The sequence below is a fragment of the uncultured Sutterella sp. genome (assembly GCF_937923675.1).
In the GTDB taxonomy this organism is placed as follows: Bacteria; Pseudomonadota; Gammaproteobacteria; order Burkholderiales; family Burkholderiaceae_F; genus Sutterella.
The window spans coordinates 21,339-45,256 of sequence record NZ_CALDXB010000086.1 but is presented as its reverse complement, the minus strand read 5'-3'; the positions used below and the strand labels follow the sequence as shown (position 1 = coordinate 45,256).

The following is a 23,918-nucleotide window of genomic DNA, read 5'->3' as shown; positions in this document are numbered from 1 at the left end:
ACTCGCGACCTCAACCTTGGCAAGGTTGCGCTCTACCAACTGAGCTACTCCCGCATTGAGAAGAGAGATTTTACTGATTTCAAAAAATATGTCAAGTCCTTTGCGTTGAAACATCAGAGGTCAGAAAGAGCGCCTGCCCGGGGCGCAAAAAAAGGGACTATCCGAAGACAGTCCCTTGCATTTTTTACTTCATCAGGGAAGCACCGCTGAGGATGCCTCCCCTCGCGAGTCAGGTATTAGAAGACCATGCAGGCGACGAAGCCGAGGCACACCGAGAAGACGATGGCGAGAAGGCCCGGGATGAAGAAGGCGTGGTTGAACACGTACTTGCCGATGCGGGTCGTGCCGGTGTCGTCCATCTGGACCGCGCCGAGGAGGGTCGGGTAGGTCGGGAGCACGAAGAGGGCGGACACAGCAGCGAACGAGGCCACGAGCATGTAGGAGTCGCCAGGATTGGCGGCGCTGATGCCGAGGGCAGCGACGATGGCCGGGGTGATGGCCTTCGCGGTAGCAGCCTGCGAGTAAAGGAGCATGGCGGCGAAGAAGAACACGACGGCGAGGAGAGCCGGGTAGGCAACCACAGCGTCAGCAGCGAACGACTTGATCTCGTTCACATGGCCGGACACGAACGTGTCGCCGAGCCAGGCAACGCCGAGCACGCAGACGCAGGCAACCATACCGGACTTGAAGACGGAGGTCGAAGCGACATTGCCGAGCTCAACCTTGCAGAGGATCGTCGTCAGGGTGGCGACCGTCAGCATGAGGCTCATGATGGCGGCGTCACGCGGAACGATAACGTTCTTGATGAGGCCGACAGCAGGCGAAATCGCGGAAGCGTAAAGAACAACGCAGATAACGCCGAGGAGGAAGATCAGCACGGAGCGCTTGGCATAGGGCTTGAGCTCCATCTGGGCAACGCCGGACGAGGCCTTCACGAGACCCTTGGCGAGACGTTCCTTGTAGACCGGATCGGACTCGAGATCCATGTTCTGGATCTTCGTCATCACGAAGGCGGTGAGCATGCAGCCGACGAAGGTCGTCAGGAGCCAAATGCCGAGCAGAGCCGGATAGGACCAGCCGAACGGTTCAAGAACGCCGGACATGTAGATCACGGCGGCGGAAACCGGGGAAGCCGTAATGGCGATCTGGGAGGCAACGACGGCGATCGAAAGCGGGCAGCAGGGACGAATCTTCTGTTCCTTGGCGACTTCAACGATAACCGGGATCATCGAGAAGGCGGTGTGGCCCGTACCGGCGAAAATCGTCAGGACGTAGGTCACGACAGGAGCGAGATAGTTAATCTGCTTCGGGTTCGAACGAAGGATGCGTTCAGCAATCTGAACGAGGTAGTCAAGGCCGCCGGCGAGCTGCATGCAGGAAATGGCAGCGATCACCGAGGCGATGATGAGGATCACGTCCCAGGGAATATTGCCCGGCTTCATGCCGAGAAGAAGACCGAGGACGAGCACGCCGAGACCGCCGGCGTAGCCAATACCGATGCCGCCGAGACGGACACCGAGGAAGATCGCGCCGAGCAGGACAACGATCTGAAGAATAAGCATGAAATCCATAATGCCTCCAGGCATGTTGAGATCTCCTCCTCCCGATTTGCTTTTGCCCAGTATGGGAATGCTCTAAAGCCAATCAGGCGAGGGCGGTGCTCGCTCTGGTAACTGATCCTGCATGCGGCTTCTCCGGACGCCTGCGGCATGAAAATTTCTTTTCATGCCCCAGGTGTTTGATCAGCAGCTGCAGTTCGGGAAATCAGACGACCCCGCTTTGGTGGTTGATCGCAGAGCCTCTCTTTTTTGAGAGGCTCTGTCGGTCTGCTCTTCCCGGATCTATTTATTTAATTTGTCCGGGTCAGAGCGTGGCGAGTTCGAATTACTGTTCGAACTTCGGGTTGATGAGGTTGTCGTACGTGAAGACCTTGTCCCACTCTTCCTGGGTCAGCATCTTCTTTTCTTCGACGACGAGCTGGTGCAGCGACTTGCCGGTGAGGAAGCCTTCGCGGGCAACGGCGGCGCAGGGCTTGTAGCCGAAGTGCGGCTTCAGAACCGTAACGATGCCGAGGGAGCCCATGACGAGGTCTTCGCAGTGCTTGGCGTTGACGACGATGCCGTCGACGCACTTCTCACGCAGCGCGATGCAGGCGTTCGTGAGGACCTTCATCTGCATGTAGAGCGCGAAGGAGATGACCGGTTCCATCACGTTCAGTTCGAGCTGGCCGGCGGAAGCGGCGAGCATGACGGACGTGTCGAGACCGATGGCGAGGAACGAAGCCTGGTTCGTCACTTCCGGGATAACCGGATTGACCTTGCCCGGCATGATCGAGCTGCCCGGCTGGAGCTGCGGCAGGACGAGTTCGGAAAGGCCGGTGCGCGGGCCGGAAGCAAGGAGACGGAGGTCGTTGCAGACCTTCGTGAGCTTGACGGCGAGGCTCTTGCAGGCGGAGGAGAGACCAACGTAGGCGCCGCAGTCGGACGTGGCGGCGATCAGGTCGTCGCTGTTGACGAAGTCGATGCCGGTGATCTCAGCGAGGTGCTTGACGGCGAGGGCCGGATAGTCCGGGTGAGCCGTAACGGTCGTGCCGATGGCGGTGGCGCCGAGGTTGACGACCTTCAGGTGAGCCTGGGCTTCCTTGATAACCTTGATTTCGTCAGCAATCGTCGTGCCCCAGCCATGGAATTCCTGGCCGAAGGACATCGGGACGGCGTCCTGCAGGTGGGTGCGGCCCATCTTCAGAACGTTCTTGTTCTTTTCAGCCTGAGCGTAGAAGCTGCCGACGAGCTCTTCAACGGCCTTGAGGAGGACGTTCGAGCGAAGGAGCAGCGAGAGGTGCAGAGCGGTCGGATAGGTGTCGTTCGTCGACTGGCCGAAGTTGGCGTGGTCGTTCGGGGAAACCTTCTTGTCGCCCTTGGCGAGGCCGAGGTGTTCGCAGGCGAGGTTGGAGATAACCTCGTTGCAGTTCATGTTCGTGGACGTGCCGGCACCACCCTGGAGCCAGTCGGTAACGAACTGATCGTTGTACTTGCCGGCGATGAGCTGGTCGCAGGCCCAGATCAGGGCGTCAGCAACGTCGGCCGGGATCGTGCCGAGTTCCTTGTTCGCCATGGCGGCAGCCTTCTTGACATAACCGAAGGCCTGAGCGAAGAACGGTTCCTGGCTCATCGGCATTTCGGTGATGTGGAAGTTCTGCTTGCCGCGCATCGTCTGCACGCCATAGTAATCCTCATCAGGGATCTCGAGAGAACCAAGGAAATCGCTTTCAATACGGGACATTTATTGCTCCTCAAATATGTCCGATGCGGTTTATTTAATAAGGGCGGAATTTGCTCTTTAAAAACCGCATTTGCAGTTGAATCACTCCCAGCAGCCAGTTATCCGAGGATCAGCTGTGGTCCGCTGCTGTCTGAGTGAAGCAGTTCGCTTGAACTACTCTTTAATACGTGTAGATACGTATATTTAAAGAGTCTTTCTTGCGTTGAGTAAATATTACTGCTTATCTCGCTCAATGTGAATACCTCATTTTCCTTTTGAATATCGGAAGAACCCTTACTTGTAAGAACGGATGGCTTGTTTAAGAGAAAACGCCGCACCGGTTTGGTGCGCCCTTATCTCCGAAGCATAAAAAAGACTGATCTTAATTAAGGTATAACTTTGAAATTTACTTTTCTCTCAAAATATCGAAGCAATAAAAAAAGGCTGATACCCAAAATGGATACCAGCCTCTTTCAGACAGAGTCAGGCTCTGCGGTCAAGCTTACTTAATGGGCTTGATCGGAATAGCCTTCTTGCCGTTCTGCGTCGGCAGGACCTTGTCGTAGTTGCCCATGCCCTGTTCGGCCATCTTGCGGCGGATGAAGGCGATCTGGGTCTTGAGCGGAAGATCCTTCGGGCAGAAGTCGTGGCAGGCGAGCAGCGACATGCAGCCGAAAACGCCGGATTCGTCGCCGACGACTTCGTAGTAGTCGGCGTCGTTGCGCTCGTCGCGCGGATCAAGGCGGAAGCGGGCGATCTTGTTGATGCCCACGGCGCCCACGAAATCCGGGCGGATGCGGACGGTGCCGCAGCCGGCGATGCAGCAGCCGCATTCGACGCAGCGGTCGAGAACGTAAATGTCCTCGGCGAGCTGCGGGTCCATCGGCTCTTCCTGCTTGCGGAGGTCGACTTCGTCGATCTTCGCGTGAACCCACGTTTCCATGCGTTCGGACATGTTGCGCATCCACTTGCCGGTGTTGACCGAAAGGTCGCCGATAAGTTCGAAGGCAGGCAGCGGGGCGAGCGTGAACTCGTCGGGCAGATCCTTCGTCAGGGTGCGGCAGGCGAGGCCCGGCTTGCCGTTGATGAGCATCGCGCACGAACCGCAGATGCCGGCGCGGCAGACGAAGTCGAACTGCAGCGTGGGATCCTGTTCGTCGCGGAGATCATTCAGGGCAATGAAGAGCGTCATCGAGTCCGATTCCTGGAGCTCGTACGTCTGCATGTGCGGAACGCTGTCCGGATCCTGCGGGTTGTAGCGCAGGATGCTGATCTTCAGAAGACGATGCTTCTTAGCGGGAGCATCCGCGGCCTTGGCGGCCGGAGCCGCCGTCTGGGTCTTTTCCTGGGTCATTTTCTATCAAAGCTCCCAAATTAGTCTTTCAGCGGTTCATCGATGCGCTCGTTGCGGCCCTGGAGGCGCTTCGGCAGCAGATGCTGGTACGGCATGATCGCATCCTGGATGGCCCAGCGATCCTTGCCTTCGGCTTCCATCTTCTGACGGATGGCGTCGACTTCGGCCTGGCGCTTGGCGGATTCGGGATTTTCGATGTAGTTCTTGACGCCGTAGCCGCGGAATCCCGGGGGAAGCTCCATCTTGCTGATGTCAAGATCCTTGTAGGAGAGGGTCGGCAGCGTATCGCCTTCCTTCCACGTGGCGATCGTACGCTTGAGCCACTTGACGTCGTCGCGGACCGAGTAGTCTTCGCGGTAGTGAGCGCCGCGCGATTCCTGACGGCTGTAAGCGCCGAGAGCAACCGTAAGCGCAACGCGAAGCATCGAGCGGGTGCGGTACGCGTAGACGAGTTCGGGGTTGTTGCCGGTAACGTCCTTCACGGGGATGTTGAAGGAGCGCTTGTAAAGCTCCTCGAGTTCCGTGACGGCTTCCTGCATGTCCTTGCCCTTGCGGAAAATGCCGATCTTGGTCGTCATGATTTCCTGCATGCGGGTGCGCAGCGCCACAGCGTCTTCATTGCCGGTGTTCTTCAGGTAGCCGTTCAGTTCGGCCTGTTCCTTGGCGAGAGCATCGTAAATGAGGGACGTCGGGATGTCGATGCCGTTTTCGGCCTTGTCGCAGAAGTCGGCGATGTATTCGCCGACGATCATGCCGGCAACGACGGTTTCAGCAACGGAGTTGCCGCCGAGGCGGTTGAAGCCGTGCATATCCCAGCAGGCGGCTTCGCCGGCCGCGAAGAGGCCCTTCAGGGTCTCGGATTCGCCGCTCGGCTTCGTGCGCACGCCGCCCATCGTGTAGTGCTGCGCCGGACGGACCGGAACCCATTCCTTCGTCGGGTCAACACCGAGGAAGTAGTGGCAGATTTCGTAGACTTCACGGAGCTTGTGCTTGATGTGGTGTTCGCCGAGGAGCGTGATGTCGAGCCAGAGGTGTTCACCGTACTTGGTCTTGACGCCCTTGCCCATGGCAATGCGTTCTTCCATGCGGCGCGAAACCACGTCGCGGGAGGCGAGTTCCTTCTTTTCCGGTTCAACGTCCGGCATGAAGCGGTAGCCGTCGACGTCGCGCAGCAGACCGCCGTCACCGCGGCAGCCTTCCGTCACCAGAATGCCGGCCGGGAAGATGCCGGTCGGGTGGAACTGAATGGCTTCCATGTTGGAGAGGGTGGCGACGCCCGTCTTGAGGGCGAGGTCGTAGCCCGTGCCGTCGCAGATCACGGCGTTCGTCGTGACGCGGTAGATGCGGCCGGCACCGCCAGTGGCGATGGCGGTCGCCTTGGCGACGTAAGCCATGAGTTCGCCCGTGATGAGGTCGCGGACGATCGCGCCGTAGCAGCGCTTGCCGTCGGAAATGAGCGAGAGCGCTTCAACGCGTTCGATCACCGGAACCTTTTCGGCGATGATGCGGTCGGAAACGGTATTGAGCATGGCGTGGCCCGTGCAGTCGGACACGTAGCAGGTACGCCACTTCTTGGTGCCGCCGAAGTCGCGCTGGTTCATCATGCCCTGCGCTTCCTTGCGTTCCGTAATCGTCACCTTCTCGCCGTTGATGATCACCTGACGGTCACCGGCGGTGATTCGCGACCAGGGGCAGCCCCAGGCGGCGAGCTCACGCACGGCCTTGGGCGAGGTGTTCACGAACATGCGGACGACTTCCTGGTCCGCACCCCAGTCGGAGCCGCGGACGGTGTCGCCGAAGTGAACGTCCTCGTTGTCGCCCACGCCCTTGATCACGTTGCCGAGAGAGGCCTGCATGCCGCCCTGAGCAGCCTTCGAGTGGCTGCGCTTCGGCGGAACGAGAGAAAGGACGATCGAGTCGTGGCCGCGGCGCTTGGCAGCAACGGCCATGCGGAGTCCGGCAAGGCCACCGCCGATAACCAGCACGTCGGTGTAAATGATTTTCATGAGTTTTTTCCTCGGAAATCCCGCCCTTGGGCGGGAGGATCGGCGCACAGCTCCTGACTATGCGTCCGTCCAGTCTTTGCAAATAGTCCGCATTGCCTGATTCAGGCTCCGCGGGCTGTTGCGACCTTTCGGCCGATTCCCATTAGTCGCAGACTTCATCCGCACATGCTCCCTCCTGAGGAGCTTCCGCCTCCGGAACGGGGAATGTTCCGGCGCGGGTCTTTTGCGCTTCTTCCTGCGGGTCCTCTTTCTGGGACTCTCACCCAAGGCGGACCGCACGAAGGACAAGACTCCCTGCCCTGGGAATCTTTTCCTCAACCCGGAAAGCCCGATGGGGACCTCTGCCTGAGCAGCCGTCCCCGAACGCGCTTGCCGTCCGAATTCACCTGCGTTGCTGTTCTCCTTGTAGCGACGCAGTCAAACTAAGACGTAGAGCAACTTCACTCTTCTGCGGTTTCTGCTTATATCGATGAGCTGATTGTTTCTGCATTCAAGGCTTCCGAAGCGCTGTTCCGACCTCCCGGCTGGCGGCCGGCTGAGCAGGAATACGTAGTTCCGCTTTCCTTCGCCGAGGCCAAAGCCCGAGCGAAAAATCGCGTTCCACGTGCTCCGGAACCCTACAGTGGCGGGCTCAAAAGAACTAAGTAGAAAACGCAGGGAGTTTAACTGTCACCCTCCCTACTACTATATCAGCAGTAACCCTTGATTACATCTTGAAATTTGACTTGAGTTAGGGCTTTCGGAGTATCTGTACATTTCCATTTTCACAATAAAATTTATCTGAATTTCAAAAGACTACAAATTCTCAGTTCAAAAATCAGTTTACGTATTAAGCATTTTTCTTGATACCTATTAGAAAGTACGATCAAACCCTGATTTCATAAATTGTGAGTTTGCTTAACAGGTTGTTCGAATTTAAATGTCATTTCATAAGTATTAATGCTTATGAAATGACATCACCTCAGCCCGAATCGTTTTGTCTCAATTTCAGGTATCACTTTGATAGATCGCAACACTATTGCCCGATAGAAATCGATAGAATCTTTTGAAGCCATCTTTCTATGATTCCGGAGGTGTCAATCATGGCCAAACGCATTATTTCCACTCAGGAAGCTCCCGCTGCACTCGGCTTTTACAGCCAGGCGACCGCTACCGACGCAACGCTCTACTGTTCCGGTCAGATCGGCATTCGCCCGGATACGGGAGAACTCGAGCACGGCGTTGAGGCGCAGGCCCGTCAGGCCTTCCGCAATCTGGAAGCCGTCATTGCCGAAGCCGGACGTTCGACCGCACAGGTCATGAAGCTCACCATCTTCCTCGCCTCGATCGACGACTTCGCCGTCGTCAACCGCGTCATGGGCGAATTCTTCGAAGCGCCCTATCCGGCCCGTTCGTGCCTTGCTGTCGCGGCGCTCCCGAAGGGCGCCCTCGTTGAGGTCGAGGCAATCGTTGATCTTGCCCCCTGACCCCCGGGTTTTCGGACGATGAATCAGGCTCAGCGCACTCCCCAGAAAGCTTCCGGCGTCATCCGTTCGGGAAAGCTCGCGCCTTTGAACGAACGGCTCAAAAAGCTCGGACTCGTTACCGACTGGGACTTCATTCTTCATCTGCCTCTGCGCTATGAGGACGAAACGAAGATTGATCCCGTCGGAATGCTTATCCCCGGCGAACCCGCACAGGTGCAGGGCGAGATCATTCGCTCCCAGATGACCGCAACGCCCTGGGGACAGCAGCTGATTGCACTCCTCAGGGATGAAACGGGCGTACTTGCGCTCCGCTTCATTCACTACTTCCCCGGGACGCAGGCCGCCCTGCGCCCCGGTGCAGTCGTGCGCGTCTACGGCGAACCGCGCCCTGCCTTCGGGGGCGGCCTTGAGATGATTCATCCCAAGATCCGCCAGCCCGTTGCGAGCGGCGTCACGCTTCCGAAAGCGCTCACCCCCGTCTACCCCCTGGGCGAAGGCATTCAGCAGAAGTGGCTGAGAAAGCGCATCGCCAGAGCGCTTCTCGACATGCAGGGGATGGAGGATCCCATCCCCGCCGCTCTCACGGATGAGCTTCACCTCCCCGGCCTCAGAGCCTCGCTCGAATACCTCCATAATCCGCCGCCCGACGCCGACTCTGAAGCGCTCATCAACCGCACGGATCCGCACTGGCAGCGTCTCAAGTTCGACGAACTCATTGCGCAGCAGATCACGCTTCGCGAAATGCGCGCGCTCGCAAGGAAGGACAAGGCCGAGAGTCTTCAGGCGCCGCAGTCGGGCGGACTCATTGAGCCTTTCATAAAAGGACTTCCCTTCAGACTCACCCAGGCGCAAAGGAAGGTCTGGGGCGAAATCGAAAGGGATCTTGCCGAACCTCATCCGATGCACCGCCTTGTTCAGGGCGACGTGGGTAGCGGCAAAACAGTGGTCGCGGCGCTCGCCGCCCTTCGGGCCATTGAAGCCGGCAAGCAGGCGGCGCTCATGGCGCCGACAGAGATTCTTGCCGAACAGCATTTTCAGAAAATCGTCTCCTGGCTTGAACCCCTCGGCATTCGCACCGCCTGGCTCACCGGGAGGCAAAAGGCTGCCGAACGCGAGGCGTCTCTTGCGAGCATTCGTTCGGGAGAGGCAAAGCTTGCCGTCGGCACGCATGCGCTTATTCAGGAAGGCGTCTCCTTTCACGATCTCGGACTCGCGATTGTGGACGAACAGCACCGCTTCGGCGTCGCGCAGCGGCTTGAACTCGCCCGCGCCATGGATAACGGCCTGAAGCCCCATCTCCTCATGCTCTCCGCCACGCCCATCCCGCGCACGCTTGCCATGAGCTACCTCGCCGACATTGACGTGTCGATCATCGACGAACTGCCGCCCGGTCGCACTCCGGTCGAAACGAAGCTTGTCCGCATGGACAGGAAGGACGCCGTCGTCGGCGTCCTCCGCCACACGGTCGGCGAAGGCCATCAGGTCTATTGGGTGTGCCCCCTCATTGATGAGTCGGAAGCACTCGACCTCACGCCCGCGGTGAGATGCGCCGAGGAGCTGCGCGCGATGCTCCCGGACCTCACTATCGGCCTCCTTCACGGCGGCATGCCAGCCGCTGAAAAGGAAGCCGTCATGAACGACTTTTCCGCAGGCCGGATTCAGGTGCTTGTTTCAACCACGGTGATCGAAGTGGGGGTCGACGTCCCCAACGCCACCCTGATGGTGATCGAGCATGCCGAACGCTTCGGCCTCGCTCAGCTTCATCAGCTCCGGGGCCGCGTCGGACGCGGCGGCGGCAGAAGCGCCTGCGTGCTTCTCTTTGACGTGCGTCTTTCCGACATCGGACGGGAGCGCCTCAAAATCATCCGCGAAACGACCGACGGCTTTGAAATTGCCCGCCGCGACCTGCAGCTGCGCGGGCCCGGCGAATTTTTGGGCGAGCAGCAGTCAGGCATGCCGATGCTTCGGTTCTGCGATCTCGAAAAGGATGCCGCCCTGGTTGAAAAAGCGCGCGATGCGGCCGACCGGATGCTCCTTGAGCACCACGATCTTGCAATCAAGCACGCTTCGCGCTGGTTCCAGGGAAAGGCGGAACTCCTCACGGCCTGATCACACCCAATGCTTCTTATCCCCAACCGATTTTTCATCATCACTTGTTCATTACCCCGTCATGACTCTTACTGAACTTAAGTACGTCATTGCAGTTGCCCGGGAACGGCACTTCGGCCGGGCAGCAGAAAGCTGCTTTGTGAGCCAGCCCTCGCTTTCCGTTGCCGTGAAGAAGCTCGAGGAGGAGCTCGGCGTTTCGATTTTCGAGCGCCGCTCCAACGACATCGCCGTCACGCCCGTGGGCAGCCTCATCATCGATCAGGCCCGCAAAGTCATTGAAGAAGCTCACCGGATCACGGAAATCGCCCACCAGGGCCAGGATCCGCTCTCGGGCCCCGTGCGCTTGGGCGTCATCTATACGATCGGGCCCTATCTGCTTCCCGATCTCATCAGCCGCATGACGGAAACGACGCCGCAGATGCCCCTGATTCTTGAGGAAGGCTTCACGACCGAGCTCCTCCAGAAGCTCAGAAACGGCCAGATCGACGTTGCGATCACCGCCGACACGCTCGTCGACACGGGCTTCATGACCGAAGAGCTCTACGAGGAAAACTTCGTGGTTGCCGTGCCTTCCCACCACCCCTGGGTCAACCGCAGCTACATCGGCACGGATGAACTGAAGGACCAGACGATGCTTCTTCTCGGCGCCGGCCACTGCTTCCGCGATCAGATTCTCGGCGTCTGTCCGGACCTCGCCCGCTTCAACCTCAACGCGACTGACGTTCAGAAGACGGTCGAGGGCTCGAGCCTTCAGACGATCTTCCACATGGTGGCTCAGGGTCTCGGCATCACGGTGCTTCCCGCCTCGGCCATTCCCTACCTCACGGGACTCTCGAACGCCATCAAGATTCTCCCCTTCAAGAATCCGCCGCCCACCCGCAAGGCGCTTCTCGTCTGGAGAAAGAGCTTCACGCGGATGGCCGCAATCGAAGCCATCCGCGAGGCGACGCTTTCACTTAAGCTCAACGGCTGCGCGCCGCTGCCCGACAGCCACCCCGAAATGCGCTAACCCGCAGTCTGATACCTGAGACAACATGAAAGAGCAGACGACAGAAACGCACAAGCCCGCAGCAAGTCCCCTGACGGGCGCCCGCAAGCGCCTCTCGAGGATTGCCTCCGGACGAGGCATCGGCTTCGGCGAACGCATCGACCTGATCGTTCGCATTGCGCTGATGGCCGTGGTGGCTATCGGCTGCTTCATGGTGCTCCAGCCCTTTCTCACGGCCATTCTGATTGCGGCCGTCATCGCCGTCGTCACGTGGCCGCTCTTCAGGCGGCTGCGCGCCTCCCTCAGACAGTCCTCGGGCGCCGCCGCAACCCTGATGGTGATCCTCATCGTGGTCGGCTTTCTGATCCCGATGTCGTTTCTCCTCGTCGCGCTCGCCCAGCAGATTCCTTCCTGGGTGACGAAGACTGCCGCCTGGCTCAAGGACCCGACCCCGGTCCTTCAGGCCGTCGCCGACATTCCCTATGCGGGTGCGTGGCTCCATGAGCAGCTCGCCCTTGCGATCGACCCGGCGACCTTCGGCCATACCGTTCAGCGCATCCTCGATCCGCTTTCAAGCTGGATCGTCAATGCCGCCGTCAACGTCGGCAACGGCCTGGTTCAGCTCGCGCTCGTCACCTTCATCGTCTTTTTCTTCTACCGCGACGGCGCATGGTTTGCCGACCGGATTTCCGAACTTGTCGAACGCGTATCGGGCGGCATTGCGAGAGAAATTACCGGGATTCTCGTCAACACCACGCGCTCGGTCGTCTTCGGCATCGTCGGCACTGCCATCGGGCAGGGCCTTGTGGCCGGCATCGGCTTCTGGATTGCCGACGTGCCCGGCCTTCTCGTCCTATCCTTTGCCGTCTGCGTCCTCTCCGTCATCCCGATCGGACCTCCGCTCATCTGGGGCCCGGCCGCCGTCTGGCTCTACACTCAGGGCGAACTCGGCATGGCCGTCTTTCTTGTCCTCTGGGGAACGCTCGCAGTTTCGAGCGTCGACAATTTCATCAAGCCGATCCTGATTTCCCGGGGAACATCGATGCCCATTGCGCTCATCTTCCTTGGCGTTTTCGGGGGCGTCCTCGCCTTCGGCTTCCTCGGCCTCATCCTCGGGCCGCTCCTTCTTGCCATCGGCCTTGCACTATTCACCGCCTGGCTCAAGCGCCCGGTCATTCGGCTCGCTGAAGCTGCCGTCTCCCGCACGGACAAAGAAGTCCCAAACGTCGCCGGAGCAGCGGACGCATCCGAATCGAAGATTCAATAGGCAGGCTAATGTCGTCATGGTCACCCCGCGATGTCCGGCGCGGATAAACGTCCGGTGAGAGTTTTGCGGCCTCAGCAAGAAGCACTTCTCCTGCGCCGTCTGCAATCGAGCGGCTGCAGGCACCGGCCGGGAAGTTTTTCGAACTACTGGCCGGCATTTGCCCACAGAGCGGCAAAAGGTACGGCGTAGCAGTTTTTTCCGAACGACAGTACTTTTTCCCCGGCATAGAGCACGATGCCACGAAAGGACGTACCTTCCGTCTGACAATGCTCTCCGAACCAATACAAATGCTGGAAATCCTTCACATTGATGCTTTCGCTTGCCTTGATTTCAATCCCCAGGACGGCACCGTGTTCATTGGTGAGAAGGAAATCAATTTCGTGACCTTTCGTGCGCAGATGTTCGAGCGTCCAGAGAGGATGCAGGTCCGCCTCCGCCGCAAATTGGTTGTAGGCCCAGGTTTCAATGAGTTTGCCGACGAGATCTGATGCCTGATACGACGTATCGAGCAGGAGCGGAGCACTGTCCCGAACATGAAGAATGTGTGCCATGAGTCCCGAATCCGTCATGAAGAGCTTGGGCGCCTTGCCAGGACGGTCATAGTCCTTTTTCGCCCATGCCCGCACCTGATCCACCAGAAACATGGCTTTCAATGCATCGGTGTATTTTTCGAGCGTTCTGTAATTTTGACCAAGCTTCTCGGACATGGTCGCGGAGACATGCAGCTTGCTTGAGAATGCGGCAAGGTATGGGAAAAGCTCCCGGACGACATTTTCCTTTCGCACAGCCCATTGTTCGCGCATGTCAAGAATGACCTGCTGCTCGATGTAGCTTTCAAACCAGCGGGCCCTCGCCTCGTTCGGCAAACCTGTCTCAAGCGCTACGCGGGGATAACCGCCGCGGATAGCCAGATCGAGAATATGGGGCTTCCCGCAGGAGGATGGGTCCACATCAAATCTCAAATCTCCGGCAAGAGCCTTTTCAAGGAAGCAAGGGCGGGCCCCCAGAATCTCAGCCGCCGTAAATGTCCGAAGGCGCAGGAAATCAACCCGTCCCGCAAGGGATTCCCGCGCGTGAGGAAGCTTTCGATAATCCGCCGATCCGGTCAGAACAAATTGCCCTGGTCGTGGATCGTGATCGACGAGATACTTGATTTCACCAATGAGCTCCGGAGCTTTCTGAATCTCATCAATAACAACGCAGCTGCCGGGTTTTCTTGTCAAAAGATATCGAGGATCCAGGCGGGCGGCCATAAGGTCCTCCGTTTTGTCAAGTGAGATAAAGTCGGCATTGCGAATATCGGCACTCTCCACCAGGGTCGTTTTGCCGCATTGACGCGGTCCAACAACCGATGCAATGCGTTGAACTTTCAGAATTTCATAGAGTTCGTTCGCCGCCCAGCGAGGAATCATAGTCAATCTCCGGATTGAGACAAAAACTGCATTAAAGCATAGACAATCTTAGCATTAGAACTTGGACAAATTTAGCATTATCTTATAGACAATTATTGCATTAGACAGTGGACAAAACTAGCATTATATTTTTATTTTACATAGATATCAATTATTAAATATTTCATAAGACGGTTTTCATGCTGTCCTGATTCATCCTTTCAACGGCAGACTTTCCGACGATCAGCGGTCTTCCCTCGCCAGCCTCAGGTGAGTTCAGAACCCGCCGCCGTTTCCTCTGGTTTCCTGAACTGTTCCGTCGGAGCAAGATTCAGAGTCTCCGGCAAAGTGTTAAAAATTTTTATCCGCAGCCGGGGTCCTCTTGCTAAATCTTGCATTTCAAATATAAGATTTCGGAAACATCCTGAGAGCGCGTGGATTACCGCATGCACTCCCCGAACCTAAAGATTTTTTATTGCAGGAGATCCCTGACCATGCTGACTCCCCGCCAGATTGAGCTCATCAAAGCTACCGTTCCCGTGCTTCGCGAGCACGGCGTTGCGCTGACCTCTCACTTCTATAAGCGCATGCTCAACGGCAACCCCGAACTGAAGAATGTCTTCAACCAGTCCCATCAGGCGCTCGGCCGCCAGCAGAAGGCGCTCGCCGGCGCAGTACTCGCCTACGCGGAAAACATTGAAAACCCGGGCGTTCTCATCGGCGCCGTGAAGCACATCGCCGCCAAGCACTGCACGGTCGGCATCCGCGCTGAACACTACCCGATCGTCGGCAAGCACCTTCTTGCCTCGATCCGCGAAGTCCTCGGTGAAGCCGCTACCGATGAACTCGTCGACGCCTGGGCCGCGGCCTACGGCATGCTTGCCGACCTTCTGATTCAGGTCGAGAGCGGCATCTATACGGAGCAGAGCACTGCTCAAGGCGGCTGGTCCGGCTGGCGTCCCTTCGTTGTCGAAAAGCGCGTTGAGGAAACGCCCGAGGTTGCGAGCTTCTACCTTCGTCCCGCCGACGGCGGCACCGTGCCGGCCTTCAAGCCCGGTCAGTTCGTTTCCGTCCGTGCGTATCTCCCGGAACTCGGCGTTGATCAGCCGCGTCAGTATTCGCTTTCGCACGCTCCCGTCTGCGACAAGGGCCTGCGCATCACCGTGAAGCGCATCGACGCTCATGACGGCGCTCCTCAGGGCCGCATGTCCACGCACCTCCATCAGACGCTGAAGGAAGGAAGCATCATTGAGCTCTCCGCTCCGGCCGGTGAATTCTTCCTGAAGGAAGGCGAAAATCCTGTCGTTCTCGTGAGCGCCGGCATCGGCATCACGCCGCTCTTTGCCATGCTGCAGTCGATCGCCTCGAAGACGCCGAAGCGCCCCGTTGTTTTCATGCACACGACGCGCACTAAGGAAGGCTTTGCGCTGCGCGAAGCCGTGAAGAAGGAGCTCGCGAAGCTCGAGAACAAGAAGGCTCATGTCTTCTTCACGGCGGCTGATGCTGCCGACGTTCCCTGCTGCTGCGGCTGCGCCTTTGAAAAGCATCACGGCCGCCCGGGCGCCAAGGACGTTCTCGCCCTCAATCCGCCCAAGGACGCCGATGTCTACATCTGCGGCCCGACCGCCTTCATGGCCAGCATGAAGGAAGCCTTCCTCAATGCGGGCGTTCCGGCCGGCAGCATTCATTCGGAAGTCTTCGGCACGGGTTCTGAAAGCTAAGACGCGGGCTCGCAAGGCTCCCTGCTAACATCAAAGGCCTGCCGGATCTTTTCCGACAGGCCTTTCGTCTTCCTGGTCCCTCATGCATCTCAAGCTCTATACCGATCTCGGACTGCGCGTCCTCATGGTTGTCGCCCGGCTCAGGCCCGATGAGCGCATGACGCTCCCGGAGCTCGCTTCGCGCCTCAACTGTTCGCAGAACCACGTGACCAAGGTCGCCAACTACATGGTGCGCCTCGGCTGGCTGACGACGGTCCGCGGCAGAAACGGCGGCATGCAGCTCGCACTTCCCGCCGATCAGTACCGCATCGGGGATGTCGTGCGCACGCTCGAGGGAAGCGACCCGCTCATCGACTGCAATGATCCTCCCTGCCCGTTCTGCGGCAGATGCGCGCTTTCCGGGCTCCTCGATGAAGCGAGGGAAGCCTTCTACAGGACGCTCAACCAGGAGACCCTCGCCTCCATCCTCAATGCTCCCCGGACGATTTCAATGCCTTCACTCATCCGGTCTCCCAGGGAAGCCGTCCGGGAAACCAAAGGAATCTTGTCCTGACCGCAGATCCTGCTGCGGCGCTTCAGAAAAGTGAAAACGGGCGGAGAAAGAAGTTCCTCCAGCCCGTCCGCTTCCAATCAATCGCAGTGGAGCACGCGTATGGCGAGTCCGCCCTGGCTTGTTTCACGATACTTGGCGTTCATGTCCTTGCCGGTTTCGTACATGGTGACAATCACCTTGTCGAGACTCACGGTCGGCGCAGACGTGCGCCTCAGCGCCATGCGGGCCGCATTGACGGCCTTCACCGCGAAAATCGCATTTCTTTCAATGCAGGGCACCTGAACCTGACCGTTCACCGGATCGCATGTGAGCCCGAGCGAATGCTCCATGCCGATCTCTGCGGCCGTGCAGACCTGCTCGGGGCTTCCGCCCATTACTTCGGCAAGACCCGCCGCCGCCATCGAGCAGGCTACGCCCACTTCGCCCTGGCAGCCCACTTCCGCGCCGGAAATCGAGGCATTCATCTTGAAGAGCTCGCCCACGACGGAGGCCGCAAGGAAAAAGCGCAGGCGGTCGTCGGGAGACGGGTCGCCGATGAATTTTTCCCAGTAGGCGAGCACCGCGGGAATCACGCCGCAGGCGCCGTTCGTGGGGGCCGTGACGACGCGTCCGCCCGCTGCATTCTCTTCGGAAACGGCAAGCGCGAACATGTTGATCCAGTCGATGACGGCAAGAGGATCCACGCTCGTGCGGCCCATCGAGAGAAGCTGACGGCGTAGCGCCGGCGCCCGGCGCGGCACGCGAAGCGGCCCCGGCAGGACGCCTTCCGTGCGGGTGCCGCGTTCAATGCCTTCCTGCATCACCTCATGCACATGGGCAAAATGCGCGAGGATTTCCTTCATCGGGCGGCGCGCCTTTTCGTTTTCGAGCGTCAGCCCTGAAATCGAAAGTCCGGACTCCCGGCAGTGAGCAATGAGCTCGGACGCCGTGCTGTAGGGGTACGGCACGCGAACCTCTTCCTTCGGCTGGTCGTGAAAGTGCTCTTCATCCACGATGAAGCCGCCGCCGATCGAATAGTAGGTGCGCTCAAAAAGAAGCTTCTCACCCTCCCAGGCGTGAAGCGTCATTCCGTTCTCATGGAGCGGAAGAAACTCCGAATGAAAGACCATGCCGGAATCCTTCGGAAATTCCACTTCCCTTTGACCATTGAGGAGAAGCTTTCCGGTCCTGCCGATCCCTTCAATGATGGAGGGAATCCTTTCGAGGGGCACCGTGTCGGGAAGAAATCCCTCGAGCCCGAGAAGAATGGCCTGATCAGTATGGTGGCCGTGTCCCGTGAGGGAAAGAGAGCCGTAAACATCCGCGCTTACGCGGGTTGCGCGCCCGAGCAGACCCTTTTGAACAAGATCTTCGCAGAAAGTTTTTCCCGCCCGCATCGGACCGACGGTGTGAGAACTCGACGGGCCGATGCCGATTTTGAAGATGTCGAAGGCGCTGATCATGGAAATTGCCTGGATGGATGTCAGAGAGAAAGAATCATGCCTCAAAAGAAGCGCGAGCGGGACAAAGGACTTTCCTTGACCGTCTCTTTAGAGCCCGCGCCGCGAGGAAAAAATAAAGCCCCCGCGGCAAAAATCCGTGAGGGCTTGAATTTTTTCCCCGGACTGCGCCTCCTGGGACCAGGAAGCGCATGGCTTCGGGGGAATGCTCGGGGCAGGTCCTTAGACCATCACGAGCGCGCAGGTGATGACCGCGAGGAACATCGGAAGCGCCGTGCGCTTGATGACTTCGATCGGCGAGACCATCGCGATGCCGGAGACGAGAATCGTCACGCCGGCGAGCGGGGACATCGTGCGGCCGGCAGCACCGGCGATGAAGGCGAGGCCGCCCAGACCTTCGATCGTCATGCCGAAGTCCTTGGCATGCGGCGTAACGGTTTCATTGAAGGCAAGCGTAGCCGCGTCGCCCGAACCCGTGATCACGCCCATGAGGAAGGGGCCGATGGAGCCGCCCCAGCGGGCGATTTCATTGGATTCCTTCAGGGCCGCAACGAACGTGTCGATGAGGCCGGCGGACTTCAGGCCGGCAGCGAAGACGCCGGCGGCGATGATGATGCCCATCACGTCAGCGTAGCCCTTGCCGGTACCGTTGAAGAATTCCTTCGCGAAGGTCTGCGGATTGCAGCGGGCGACGGCGAGCGCAACGACGGCACCGAGGACCATGGCCTGAGCAACGCCCATCTTGATGAACGGGCACCAGAGGTTGCCGACAACGAGGATCGTGATCGGAACGAGCGGAACGAGGGCCTTCAAGGGGCTCGGCACGAAGCCGTCGTCGTTCTTCTGGAGCTTCGACTCGTCAACCTTGGCGTTCTTGTCGCCCTTGTGGTCGCCGAGGATGAGGCACATGATGAGCGTGCCGATCACGCCGAAGGCGCCGACCAGGATCGAGTAGGGAGCGTGGAAGCCGATGAAGTCCATCACTTCCATGTGGGCCATGTTGGCGACGTACGGGTTGTGGGACGTGCCCGGCGAGAGGTAGGAGCCGATCGTGCCGGCGAGAACCGCAGCAGCGGCGCCCGCGGGACGAATGCCGGCGCGCAGCATCACGGGAATAAGCGTGGAGCCCACGGCGGCGGCGCAGCCCGCAGCCGACGGAATGGCGATGTTCACGAAGAACGTGATCACCGTGCAGACGGGAACGAGGAAGATGCCGAGGCCGCGGATCGGGCTCGCGAGATAGTGAACGAGCGAGCGGTCGGCGCCGGTGTACTTGGCGACGAAGGCAAAACCCATCGAGCCGCAGATTGCCATCACGAGGGAGGCATTCGTCATCGACTTCGCAAAGGCGTTGAGGCCGCCCACCAGGTTCCAGGAAATGAGGCAGAGGAAGAGACCCGAAGCGATCAGCACGAGTCGTGTTTCATATCGCTTGATGAGTCCGTATATCACGGCAAAGATTGTCAGTACGGCAACCCATTCAGTTATGCCCATGGAATTTCTCCTTCAGGATGATTTTCAGATTTTTATTGTTATGGTTTACATGTAGTCACATTATGCCTGCGGAATGAGGCATAACGGGCTAGGGAATTGCGAGATACCTATTTGGATCCCGTCGCTTCCCCGGTTTCGGATTGATTTTGAATATCAAAATCAGATTTTGAAGACTTCGCGGCGATACCAGCGGAGTTCCTCAATGCTGTCGCGGATGTCGACGAGCGCCTGATGCTTGCCGACCGAGGTTCCGACCCAGACTTTTTCAGGAGCCCAGCGTCGGGCGAGCTCCTTGATGGTGGAGACGTCGATCGAGCGGTAGTGGAAGTAGCGCTCCATCCCGGGGAGCCAGCGCGCCATGAAGCGGCGGTCCTGGCCGATCGTATTGCCGCACATCGGGCTTTTGCCTTCCGGAACGTAACGCCGGAAGACTTCCCGGAAGATGCGCGAGCACTCCTCCTCGTCGACCGTGCTTTCGAGCACGCGCTTCACGAGCCCCGACTTGGTGTGCGTTTCGGTATTCCAGGCATCCATGCCGTCGAGGATTTCCGCCTTCTGGTGCACGGCAACGACGGGACCCTCGTGGAGGATGTTGAGATTGCGGTCCGTAATGATGGCGGCCACCTCAATCACGCGGTTGACTTCGGGCTGCAGTCCCGTCATCTCCATATCGATCCAGATAAGGTTGTCGTCGGCATAGGAAGGATCACGCGCCGAATTGGAATCTGCTGATGCGGTCATGAAATGTAAGCCCGGTTGAAAAATGTGACCGAAGTCTACCGCTTCATGCGTGCTGTCGGGTTGATTCCGATGCGCTCTGCGGCCTCGGAGCGCCGCCTCTGCGGGTAAACGCCCGGTCGCCGGTCCTGAGAGCGTTTTCCCGCATGAGGCCCTGAGAACCCGCACCGCGCCGACGGGCTTCACCGAAGGCGATCTCAGGATCCAAGTACAATTTCCGGATTACCCGAAGGCGCGGCATTCCTTTCGAATTCCGCTTCATTTCCTTTTCACCGGCCTCCCCTACCGTCGCTCCCGTCCCTGATGCATCTCTCCGCCGCCCTCATAGAGCACGTCTTTCTCATCTCCGTGGTGCTCTTTCTGCTTTGCGAGTGCTTTCTCACGGCGCGTCAGATCATTGCGGCGGAACGTTCGGTCGGAAGCGTCCCCGAGGGATTTGAAAACCGGCTCTCGCTTGCCGCCCACAAAAAGGCCGCGGCCTACACGACGGAATCGGCGCTCGCAAACCTGGTTCTCTCCTTCATCGGAGCAGGGTTTGCCGTTCTCATGACGGTCGGGCACGGCTTCACCTTCATCGCCGCCTTTCTTGAGACGCTCTCCGACACCACGCTCATTGTCGAATGGGCGCTCATCGTCATCACGGCGTTCCTCATGCTCCTCGTGGAGCTTCCTTTCGGGTGGTTCGCGCGCTTTCGCGTGAAGGAGCGCTTCGGCTACATGAAGCAGACGCGCCTCGACTGGCTCTCGCGCACGCTTACCATCAGCGCGGCGGGCTGGGGAACGATGCTCCCGCTTTCCGCGGTTCTCCTTGCCCTCTGCGAGCTTGCCGGCACGTGGTGGTGGCTCGTCGTCTGGTCGGTCTGGCTCATCTATCTTCTCTGGCGCTGGCGGCTTTCCCTCGTGCGGGGCGTCCTCTGGAGCCGCGCAACCCGGCCCATTGAGAATTCAGACCTCCGGGCGCTCGTCGCCGACTTCCTCTCGGCGCACGGCTACCAGATGGAAGACCTTGTCGTCATGACGAAGCCCGGCGTCTGGAAGCACGCGCACGTGCTCCTCGTCGGCACGGGCCTGAAGCGCCGGGTCGTCGTCTTTGCGCATGCCGCGGCGAAGCTCACCCGCGAGGAGCTCCTTGCCGTCATTGCCGCGAACCTCGCGAGGCTCAAGGAGCACCACACGCCGTGGCGGATCTTTTTTGCCGCCGCGGGGGGCTTCGTCGTCTGTTCAGCGCTCGGCTGGGGATCGACCCATGCGGCCTTCTTTGCCGGTCTCGGATTTTCGCCCTTGCTCACCATCGAGCAGCCCGGCGCCCATGCGGGCTTCACCACCGCGCTCGCGCTCGTCACATTCCCGATTCTCTTTTATCCGCTTCGGCCGCTCTTCAACTTCATTTCGCGGCAGATGCAGTACAGCGCCGACCGCTATGCGCTCCGCACGGTCGGCGGGGCCGAGCTCACGCGCGCGCTCGTGAAGCTTCACCGCGACTACGCTTCAACGCTCACGCCTTCCAGAATCTATTCGCTCTTTCATTACGACCGTCCGCACGCCGGCATGCGCGTCATGCACATCCGCTCCGTCATCCGGCGGGAGAACCTTCCTGAATCGGGGCCTTCGGATCTTGTGAAATTCCGGACAGCGCCCTACCTCGACCGCGAGCACCCGACGCGATCGGTGCTTTCCGCCGAGCTCGCGATCCGCAGAAGAATGCACGAGGAAGCCGGACGCTTCAGCCGCGCCCGCATGGCGGCTGAACTCGATCAGGCGCTGCAGAAGGAGCGGAACTACATCGTCGACGACGGGTTTGATGATGAGAAAGAGCCGGATGCAGCCGACAAATCCCCATCGCCGGAACCAACAGAACCAACACGTCATGAAGAAAGCTCCGCGCAGAAAAACTGAATCCCCCGAGCCCTCAGAGACCTTCCCCGGGCGCGTGACCGCAGGTCACGGGCGGCACTTCATCGTGACGCTCGACTCGGGCGAGAAGCTCGTTGCCCACCGCCGAGGCAAAAAGGGAGACGTCGTTGTCGGCGACATCGTTCGCTGCACGCCCCCGGTTTCGGGCGTCGCCGCCATCGAGTCGATCGAACCGCGCTCGACCCTTCTCTACCGCTCGGACGAATGGCGCGTGAAGACCCTCGCCGCCAACGCCGATCTTGCGGCGATTGTCTATGCGCCGCGCCCCACCTTCAATCCCTGGTTCATCTGGAAGGCGCTCCTTGCCGCCCACCAGGGCGGCATTCCCGCCGTCGTCATCCGCAACAAGACCGACATGACGGAAGGCGCCGACGCGGCCGAAGCGCAGGCAAAGCTTCTCCGGTCCATCGGCGAGGAGGTGATTGAGATTTCCGCCTCAGGCGCCCCCGAAGACGCCAGGGAAAAGCTCATTCAGAAATTCGCCGGGAAAACGGTCCTCATGGTCGGCCAGTCCGGCATGGGCAAGTCCACGATCCTCAATCTCCTCGTTCCGGAAGCACAGGCCGAAACGCGAGAATATTCCGAAGCCCTCGACCTCGGGAAGCAAACCACGACCGCCGCCGAATGGCATCCGGCTCCCGAATGGCACGGCGCCGTCATCGATACGCCCGGGTTCCAGGAATTCGGCCTTGCGCATTTGTCGCTTTCCGACATTCTGCGGGCGATGCCCGACATCGCGCGGCACGTCGACGGCTGCCGGTTCTTCAACTGCCGGCACCTCCATGAACCGGGCTGCAGCGTCAAGGCAGCGCTTGAGCGCGGGGAAATCGATCCCGCGCGCTACGCCTTCTATGAAGCCGTGGCGAAGGAGGCGGATCCCCTGCCGCGATGAGCGTTCTCAATGCCGGAAGTACGCCGATCGACGGATTGCCTCGCCGCCGGCAGTCCCTAAAATGCTCCTCCTTCAAGCGTCCGCATTTTTCCCCCGACCCCTGATCCCACATGCAAGAAGAACAGAATGTCATCCCCGTTCGGCCGGCTCGTCCGGTTCGCGCGATTTCCCGTCCTGCTCTCCCCATTCCGCAGACAGGCGAAATCCGGCGCGAGGGCGGCGCCTGGCGCGACCGTTTCGGGCGTCCGCTCACCGACCTCCGGATTTCGGTGACGGATCACTGCAACTTCCGCTGCCGCTACTGCATGCCGAAGGAGAAATTCGCGCACAACCACCAGTTCCTTGCCATGACGGAGCTCCTCACCTTCGAGGAAATCATGCGCATTGCGCGCATTGCCGTCAGAAACGGCATTGAAAAAATCCGCCTGACCGGGGGCGAGCCGCTTCTCAGAAAGGGGATTGAAAAGCTCATCGCCGAACTTTCCTGCCTGAAGAAGCCTGACGGCACGCCGATTGATCTTGCGCTCACGACGAACGGGTCGCTTCTCGTCAAAAAGGGCGAAGCGCTTCGCGATGCGGGGCTGAAGCGCGTTACGGTGAGTCTCGACGCCATCGACGAAGGCATTTTTCAGGGCTTCAACGACGTGGGCTACCCGGCGGCGAAGGTCCTCGAAGCAATCGACTTTGCTCAAAAGCTCGGCTTTCGCGTAAAGGTCAATACCGTCGTCAAGAAAGGCGTCAACGAAGGAGAAATTCTGCGCATTGCCGAAACCTTCCGCGGCACCGGCGTCATTCCGCGCTTCATCGAATACATGGACGTGGGCAACGCCAACGGCTGGCGGATGGACGAGGTCGTCCCCTCGCGCGACGTCGTCGCAAAAATTGCATCGAAGTGGGCCGTTGAACCCCTGAAGCCCGCCACGCCCGGCGAAACCGCCGCACGCTGGCGGTACGTCGACGGCGAGGGCGAATTCGGCGTCATCAGTTCCGTCACCCGGGCTTTCTGCCGCAACTGCTCGCGCGTGAGGCTCTCGATGGAGGGGCGCCTCTACCTCTGCCTCTTTGCGTCGATCGGCTACGACATCCGCACGATGCTGCGCGGCGGCTGCACGGACCTTGAGCTCGAGGAAGCCTTCGGCAGAATCTGGAGCGCCCGAGAGGACCGGTATTCGGAACTTCGCGCCATCGGCGCAGCGCCGGACCGTTCGAAAGTTGAGATGAACTACATCGGCGGTTGATTTTTCCGCTCGTAAACATCATCCGACCTCCATCCTCTCAGCTTTTCTCAGGAACTTACCCGAAGCCGTGCGGGCGTCCGAGCACAT

General features: G+C 59.4%; 18 protein-coding genes. 10 read left to right on the top strand and 8 right to left on the bottom strand.

What is annotated here, in order from left to right; translation table 11 throughout:
* Positions 1 to 210, top strand: a 210-nt coding sequence (locus tag Q0106_RS10565) for a hypothetical protein (RefSeq protein WP_297612630.1), incomplete at its 5' end; no start/stop codon positions are given.
* Positions 211 to 236: 26 nt separating this feature from the next.
* Here Q0106_RS10565 and Q0106_RS10560 read toward each other — a convergent pair.
* From Q0106_RS10560 to Q0106_RS10545, 4 genes are all read right to left on the bottom strand, one after another.
* Positions 237 to 1,562, bottom strand: coding sequence for an anaerobic C4-dicarboxylate transporter (locus Q0106_RS10560; RefSeq protein ID WP_297612627.1), 1,326 nt, complete (start codon positions 1,560 to 1,562; stop codon positions 237 to 239).
* Between the two features lie 322 nt (positions 1,563 to 1,884).
* Positions 1,885 to 3,282 carry an aspartate ammonia-lyase gene (locus Q0106_RS10555; protein ID WP_152157709.1) on the bottom strand — a complete coding sequence of 466 codons (1,398 nt, stop codon included), beginning with the start codon at positions 3,280 to 3,282 and terminating at the stop codon, positions 1,885 to 1,887.
* A gap of 481 nt (positions 3,283 to 3,763) precedes the next feature.
* Positions 3,764 to 4,615 carry a fumarate reductase iron-sulfur subunit gene (locus Q0106_RS10550; RefSeq protein WP_297612623.1) on the bottom strand — a complete coding sequence of 284 codons (852 nt, stop codon included), beginning with the start codon at positions 4,613 to 4,615 and terminating at the stop codon, positions 3,764 to 3,766.
* Between the two features lie 20 nt (positions 4,616 to 4,635).
* Positions 4,636 to 6,621, bottom strand: a complete 1,986-nt coding sequence (locus tag Q0106_RS10545) for a fumarate reductase flavoprotein subunit (protein WP_152157707.1) — start codon at positions 6,619 to 6,621, stop codon at positions 4,636 to 4,638.
* 1,082 nt (positions 6,622 to 7,703) lie between these two features.
* Here Q0106_RS10545 and Q0106_RS10540 point away from each other — a divergent pair.
* From Q0106_RS10540 to Q0106_RS10525, 4 genes are all read left to right on the top strand, one after another.
* Positions 7,704 to 8,087, top strand: a complete 384-nt coding sequence (locus tag Q0106_RS10540) for a Rid family detoxifying hydrolase (protein ID WP_297612619.1) — start codon at positions 7,704 to 7,706, stop codon at positions 8,085 to 8,087.
* A gap of 18 nt (positions 8,088 to 8,105) precedes the next feature.
* Positions 8,106 to 10,196 carry an ATP-dependent DNA helicase RecG gene (gene recG, locus Q0106_RS10535; protein WP_297612616.1) on the top strand — a complete coding sequence of 697 codons (2,091 nt, stop codon included), beginning with the start codon at positions 8,106 to 8,108 and terminating at the stop codon, positions 10,194 to 10,196.
* Positions 10,197 to 10,257: 61 nt separating this feature from the next.
* On the top strand, positions 10,258 to 11,205 hold the full coding sequence (locus Q0106_RS10530; protein ID WP_297612613.1) for a LysR substrate-binding domain-containing protein: 948 nt from the start codon (positions 10,258 to 10,260) through the stop codon (positions 11,203 to 11,205).
* A gap of 25 nt (positions 11,206 to 11,230) precedes the next feature.
* Complete coding sequence (locus Q0106_RS10525) at positions 11,231 to 12,451, top strand: AI-2E family transporter (RefSeq protein ID WP_297612610.1); 1,221 nt, start codon at positions 11,231 to 11,233, stop codon at positions 12,449 to 12,451.
* A 143-nt stretch (positions 12,452 to 12,594) separates the two neighbouring features.
* Here the strand turns inward: Q0106_RS10525 and Q0106_RS10520 are convergent, their stop codons facing one another.
* The gene (locus Q0106_RS10520) at positions 12,595 to 13,863 is read right to left on the bottom strand and encodes an AAA family ATPase (protein WP_297612607.1); all 1,269 of its coding nucleotides are present in this window, start codon (positions 13,861 to 13,863) and stop codon (positions 12,595 to 12,597) included.
* A gap of 473 nt (positions 13,864 to 14,336) precedes the next feature.
* On the opposite strand from Q0106_RS10520, the gene hmpA reads away from it, so the two are divergent.
* Both hmpA and Q0106_RS10510 read left to right on the top strand, forming a co-directional pair.
* The gene (gene hmpA / locus Q0106_RS10515) at positions 14,337 to 15,563 is read left to right on the top strand and encodes an NO-inducible flavohemoprotein (protein WP_297612603.1); all 1,227 of its coding nucleotides are present in this window, start codon (positions 14,337 to 14,339) and stop codon (positions 15,561 to 15,563) included.
* An 82-nt stretch (positions 15,564 to 15,645) separates the two neighbouring features.
* Positions 15,646 to 16,116 (top strand): Rrf2 family transcriptional regulator, encoded by a 471-nt coding sequence (locus Q0106_RS10510; protein ID WP_297612600.1) that lies wholly within the window; start codon positions 15,646 to 15,648, stop codon positions 16,114 to 16,116.
* Positions 16,117 to 16,193: 77 nt separating this feature from the next.
* Here Q0106_RS10510 and Q0106_RS10505 read toward each other — a convergent pair whose 3' ends face one another.
* The 3 genes from Q0106_RS10505 to orn form a co-directional block, all read right to left on the bottom strand.
* The gene (locus Q0106_RS10505; RefSeq protein WP_297612597.1) at positions 16,194 to 17,558 is read right to left on the bottom strand and encodes an L-serine ammonia-lyase; all 1,365 of its coding nucleotides are present in this window, start codon (positions 17,556 to 17,558) and stop codon (positions 16,194 to 16,196) included.
* A gap of 219 nt (positions 17,559 to 17,777) precedes the next feature.
* Positions 17,778 to 19,049: a C4-dicarboxylate transporter DcuC gene (gene dcuC / locus Q0106_RS10500; protein WP_139687891.1), complete on the bottom strand. Its 1,272-nt coding sequence runs from the start codon at positions 19,047 to 19,049 to the stop codon at positions 17,778 to 17,780.
* A 159-nt stretch (positions 19,050 to 19,208) separates the two neighbouring features.
* Positions 19,209 to 19,790, bottom strand: coding sequence for an oligoribonuclease (gene orn, locus Q0106_RS10495; RefSeq protein ID WP_297612591.1), 582 nt, complete (start codon positions 19,788 to 19,790; stop codon positions 19,209 to 19,211).
* Positions 19,791 to 20,090: 300 nt separating this feature from the next.
* On the opposite strand from orn, the gene Q0106_RS10490 reads away from it, so the two are divergent.
* The 3 genes from Q0106_RS10490 (at position 20,091) to moaA (ending at position 23,831) form a co-directional block, all read left to right on the top strand.
* Positions 20,091 to 21,683, top strand: coding sequence for a M48 family metalloprotease (locus Q0106_RS10490; RefSeq protein ID WP_297612588.1), 1,593 nt, complete (start codon positions 20,091 to 20,093; stop codon positions 21,681 to 21,683).
* Complete coding sequence (rsgA, locus tag Q0106_RS10485; RefSeq protein ID WP_297612585.1) at positions 21,655 to 22,593, top strand: ribosome small subunit-dependent GTPase A; 939 nt, start codon at positions 21,655 to 21,657, stop codon at positions 22,591 to 22,593. The genes Q0106_RS10490 and rsgA overlap by 29 nt, the downstream gene beginning before the upstream one ends.
* A gap of 110 nt (positions 22,594 to 22,703) precedes the next feature.
* Positions 22,704 to 23,831 carry a GTP 3',8-cyclase MoaA gene (gene moaA / locus Q0106_RS10480; protein ID WP_297612582.1) on the top strand — a complete coding sequence of 376 codons (1,128 nt, stop codon included), beginning with the start codon at positions 22,704 to 22,706 and terminating at the stop codon, positions 23,829 to 23,831.
* Positions 23,832 to 23,918: the final 87 nt, after the last annotated feature.

Bases quoted from the DNA above. Each gene is read 5' to 3' on its own strand.
- Q0106_RS10560 (WP_297612627.1), bottom strand. From the start codon at position 1,562: ATGCTTATTCTTCAGATCGTTGTCCTGCTCGGCGCGATCTTCCTCGGT.
- Q0106_RS10555 (WP_152157709.1), bottom strand. From the start codon at position 3,282: ATGTCCCGTATTGAAAGCGATTTCCTTGGTTCTCTCGAGATCCCTGAT.
- Q0106_RS10550 (WP_297612623.1), bottom strand. From the start codon at position 4,615: ATGACCCAGGAAAAGACCCAGACGGCGGCTCCGGCCGCCAAGGCCGCG.
- Q0106_RS10545 (WP_152157707.1), bottom strand. From the start codon at position 6,621: ATGAAAATCATTTACACCGACGTGCTGGTTATCGGCGGTGGCCTTGCC.
- Q0106_RS10540 (WP_297612619.1), top strand. From the start codon at position 7,704: ATGGCCAAACGCATTATTTCCACTCAGGAAGCTCCCGCTGCACTCGGC.
- recG (WP_297612616.1), top strand. From the start codon at position 8,106: ATGAATCAGGCTCAGCGCACTCCCCAGAAAGCTTCCGGCGTCATCCGT.
- Q0106_RS10530 (WP_297612613.1), top strand. From the start codon at position 10,258: ATGACTCTTACTGAACTTAAGTACGTCATTGCAGTTGCCCGGGAACGG.
- Q0106_RS10525 (WP_297612610.1), top strand. From the start codon at position 11,231: ATGAAAGAGCAGACGACAGAAACGCACAAGCCCGCAGCAAGTCCCCTG.
- Q0106_RS10520 (WP_297612607.1), bottom strand. From the start codon at position 13,863: ATGATTCCTCGCTGGGCGGCGAACGAACTCTATGAAATTCTGAAAGTT.
- hmpA (WP_297612603.1), top strand. From the start codon at position 14,337: ATGCTGACTCCCCGCCAGATTGAGCTCATCAAAGCTACCGTTCCCGTG.
- Q0106_RS10510 (WP_297612600.1), top strand. From the start codon at position 15,646: ATGCATCTCAAGCTCTATACCGATCTCGGACTGCGCGTCCTCATGGTT.
- Q0106_RS10505 (WP_297612597.1), bottom strand. From the start codon at position 17,558: ATGATCAGCGCCTTCGACATCTTCAAAATCGGCATCGGCCCGTCGAGT.
- dcuC (WP_139687891.1), bottom strand. From the start codon at position 19,049: ATGGGCATAACTGAATGGGTTGCCGTACTGACAATCTTTGCCGTGATA.
- orn (WP_297612591.1), bottom strand. From the start codon at position 19,790: ATGACCGCATCAGCAGATTCCAATTCGGCGCGTGATCCTTCCTATGCC.
- Q0106_RS10490 (WP_297612588.1), top strand. From the start codon at position 20,091: ATGCATCTCTCCGCCGCCCTCATAGAGCACGTCTTTCTCATCTCCGTG.
- rsgA (WP_297612585.1), top strand. From the start codon at position 21,655: ATGAAGAAAGCTCCGCGCAGAAAAACTGAATCCCCCGAGCCCTCAGAG.
- moaA (WP_297612582.1), top strand. From the start codon at position 22,704: ATGCAAGAAGAACAGAATGTCATCCCCGTTCGGCCGGCTCGTCCGGTT.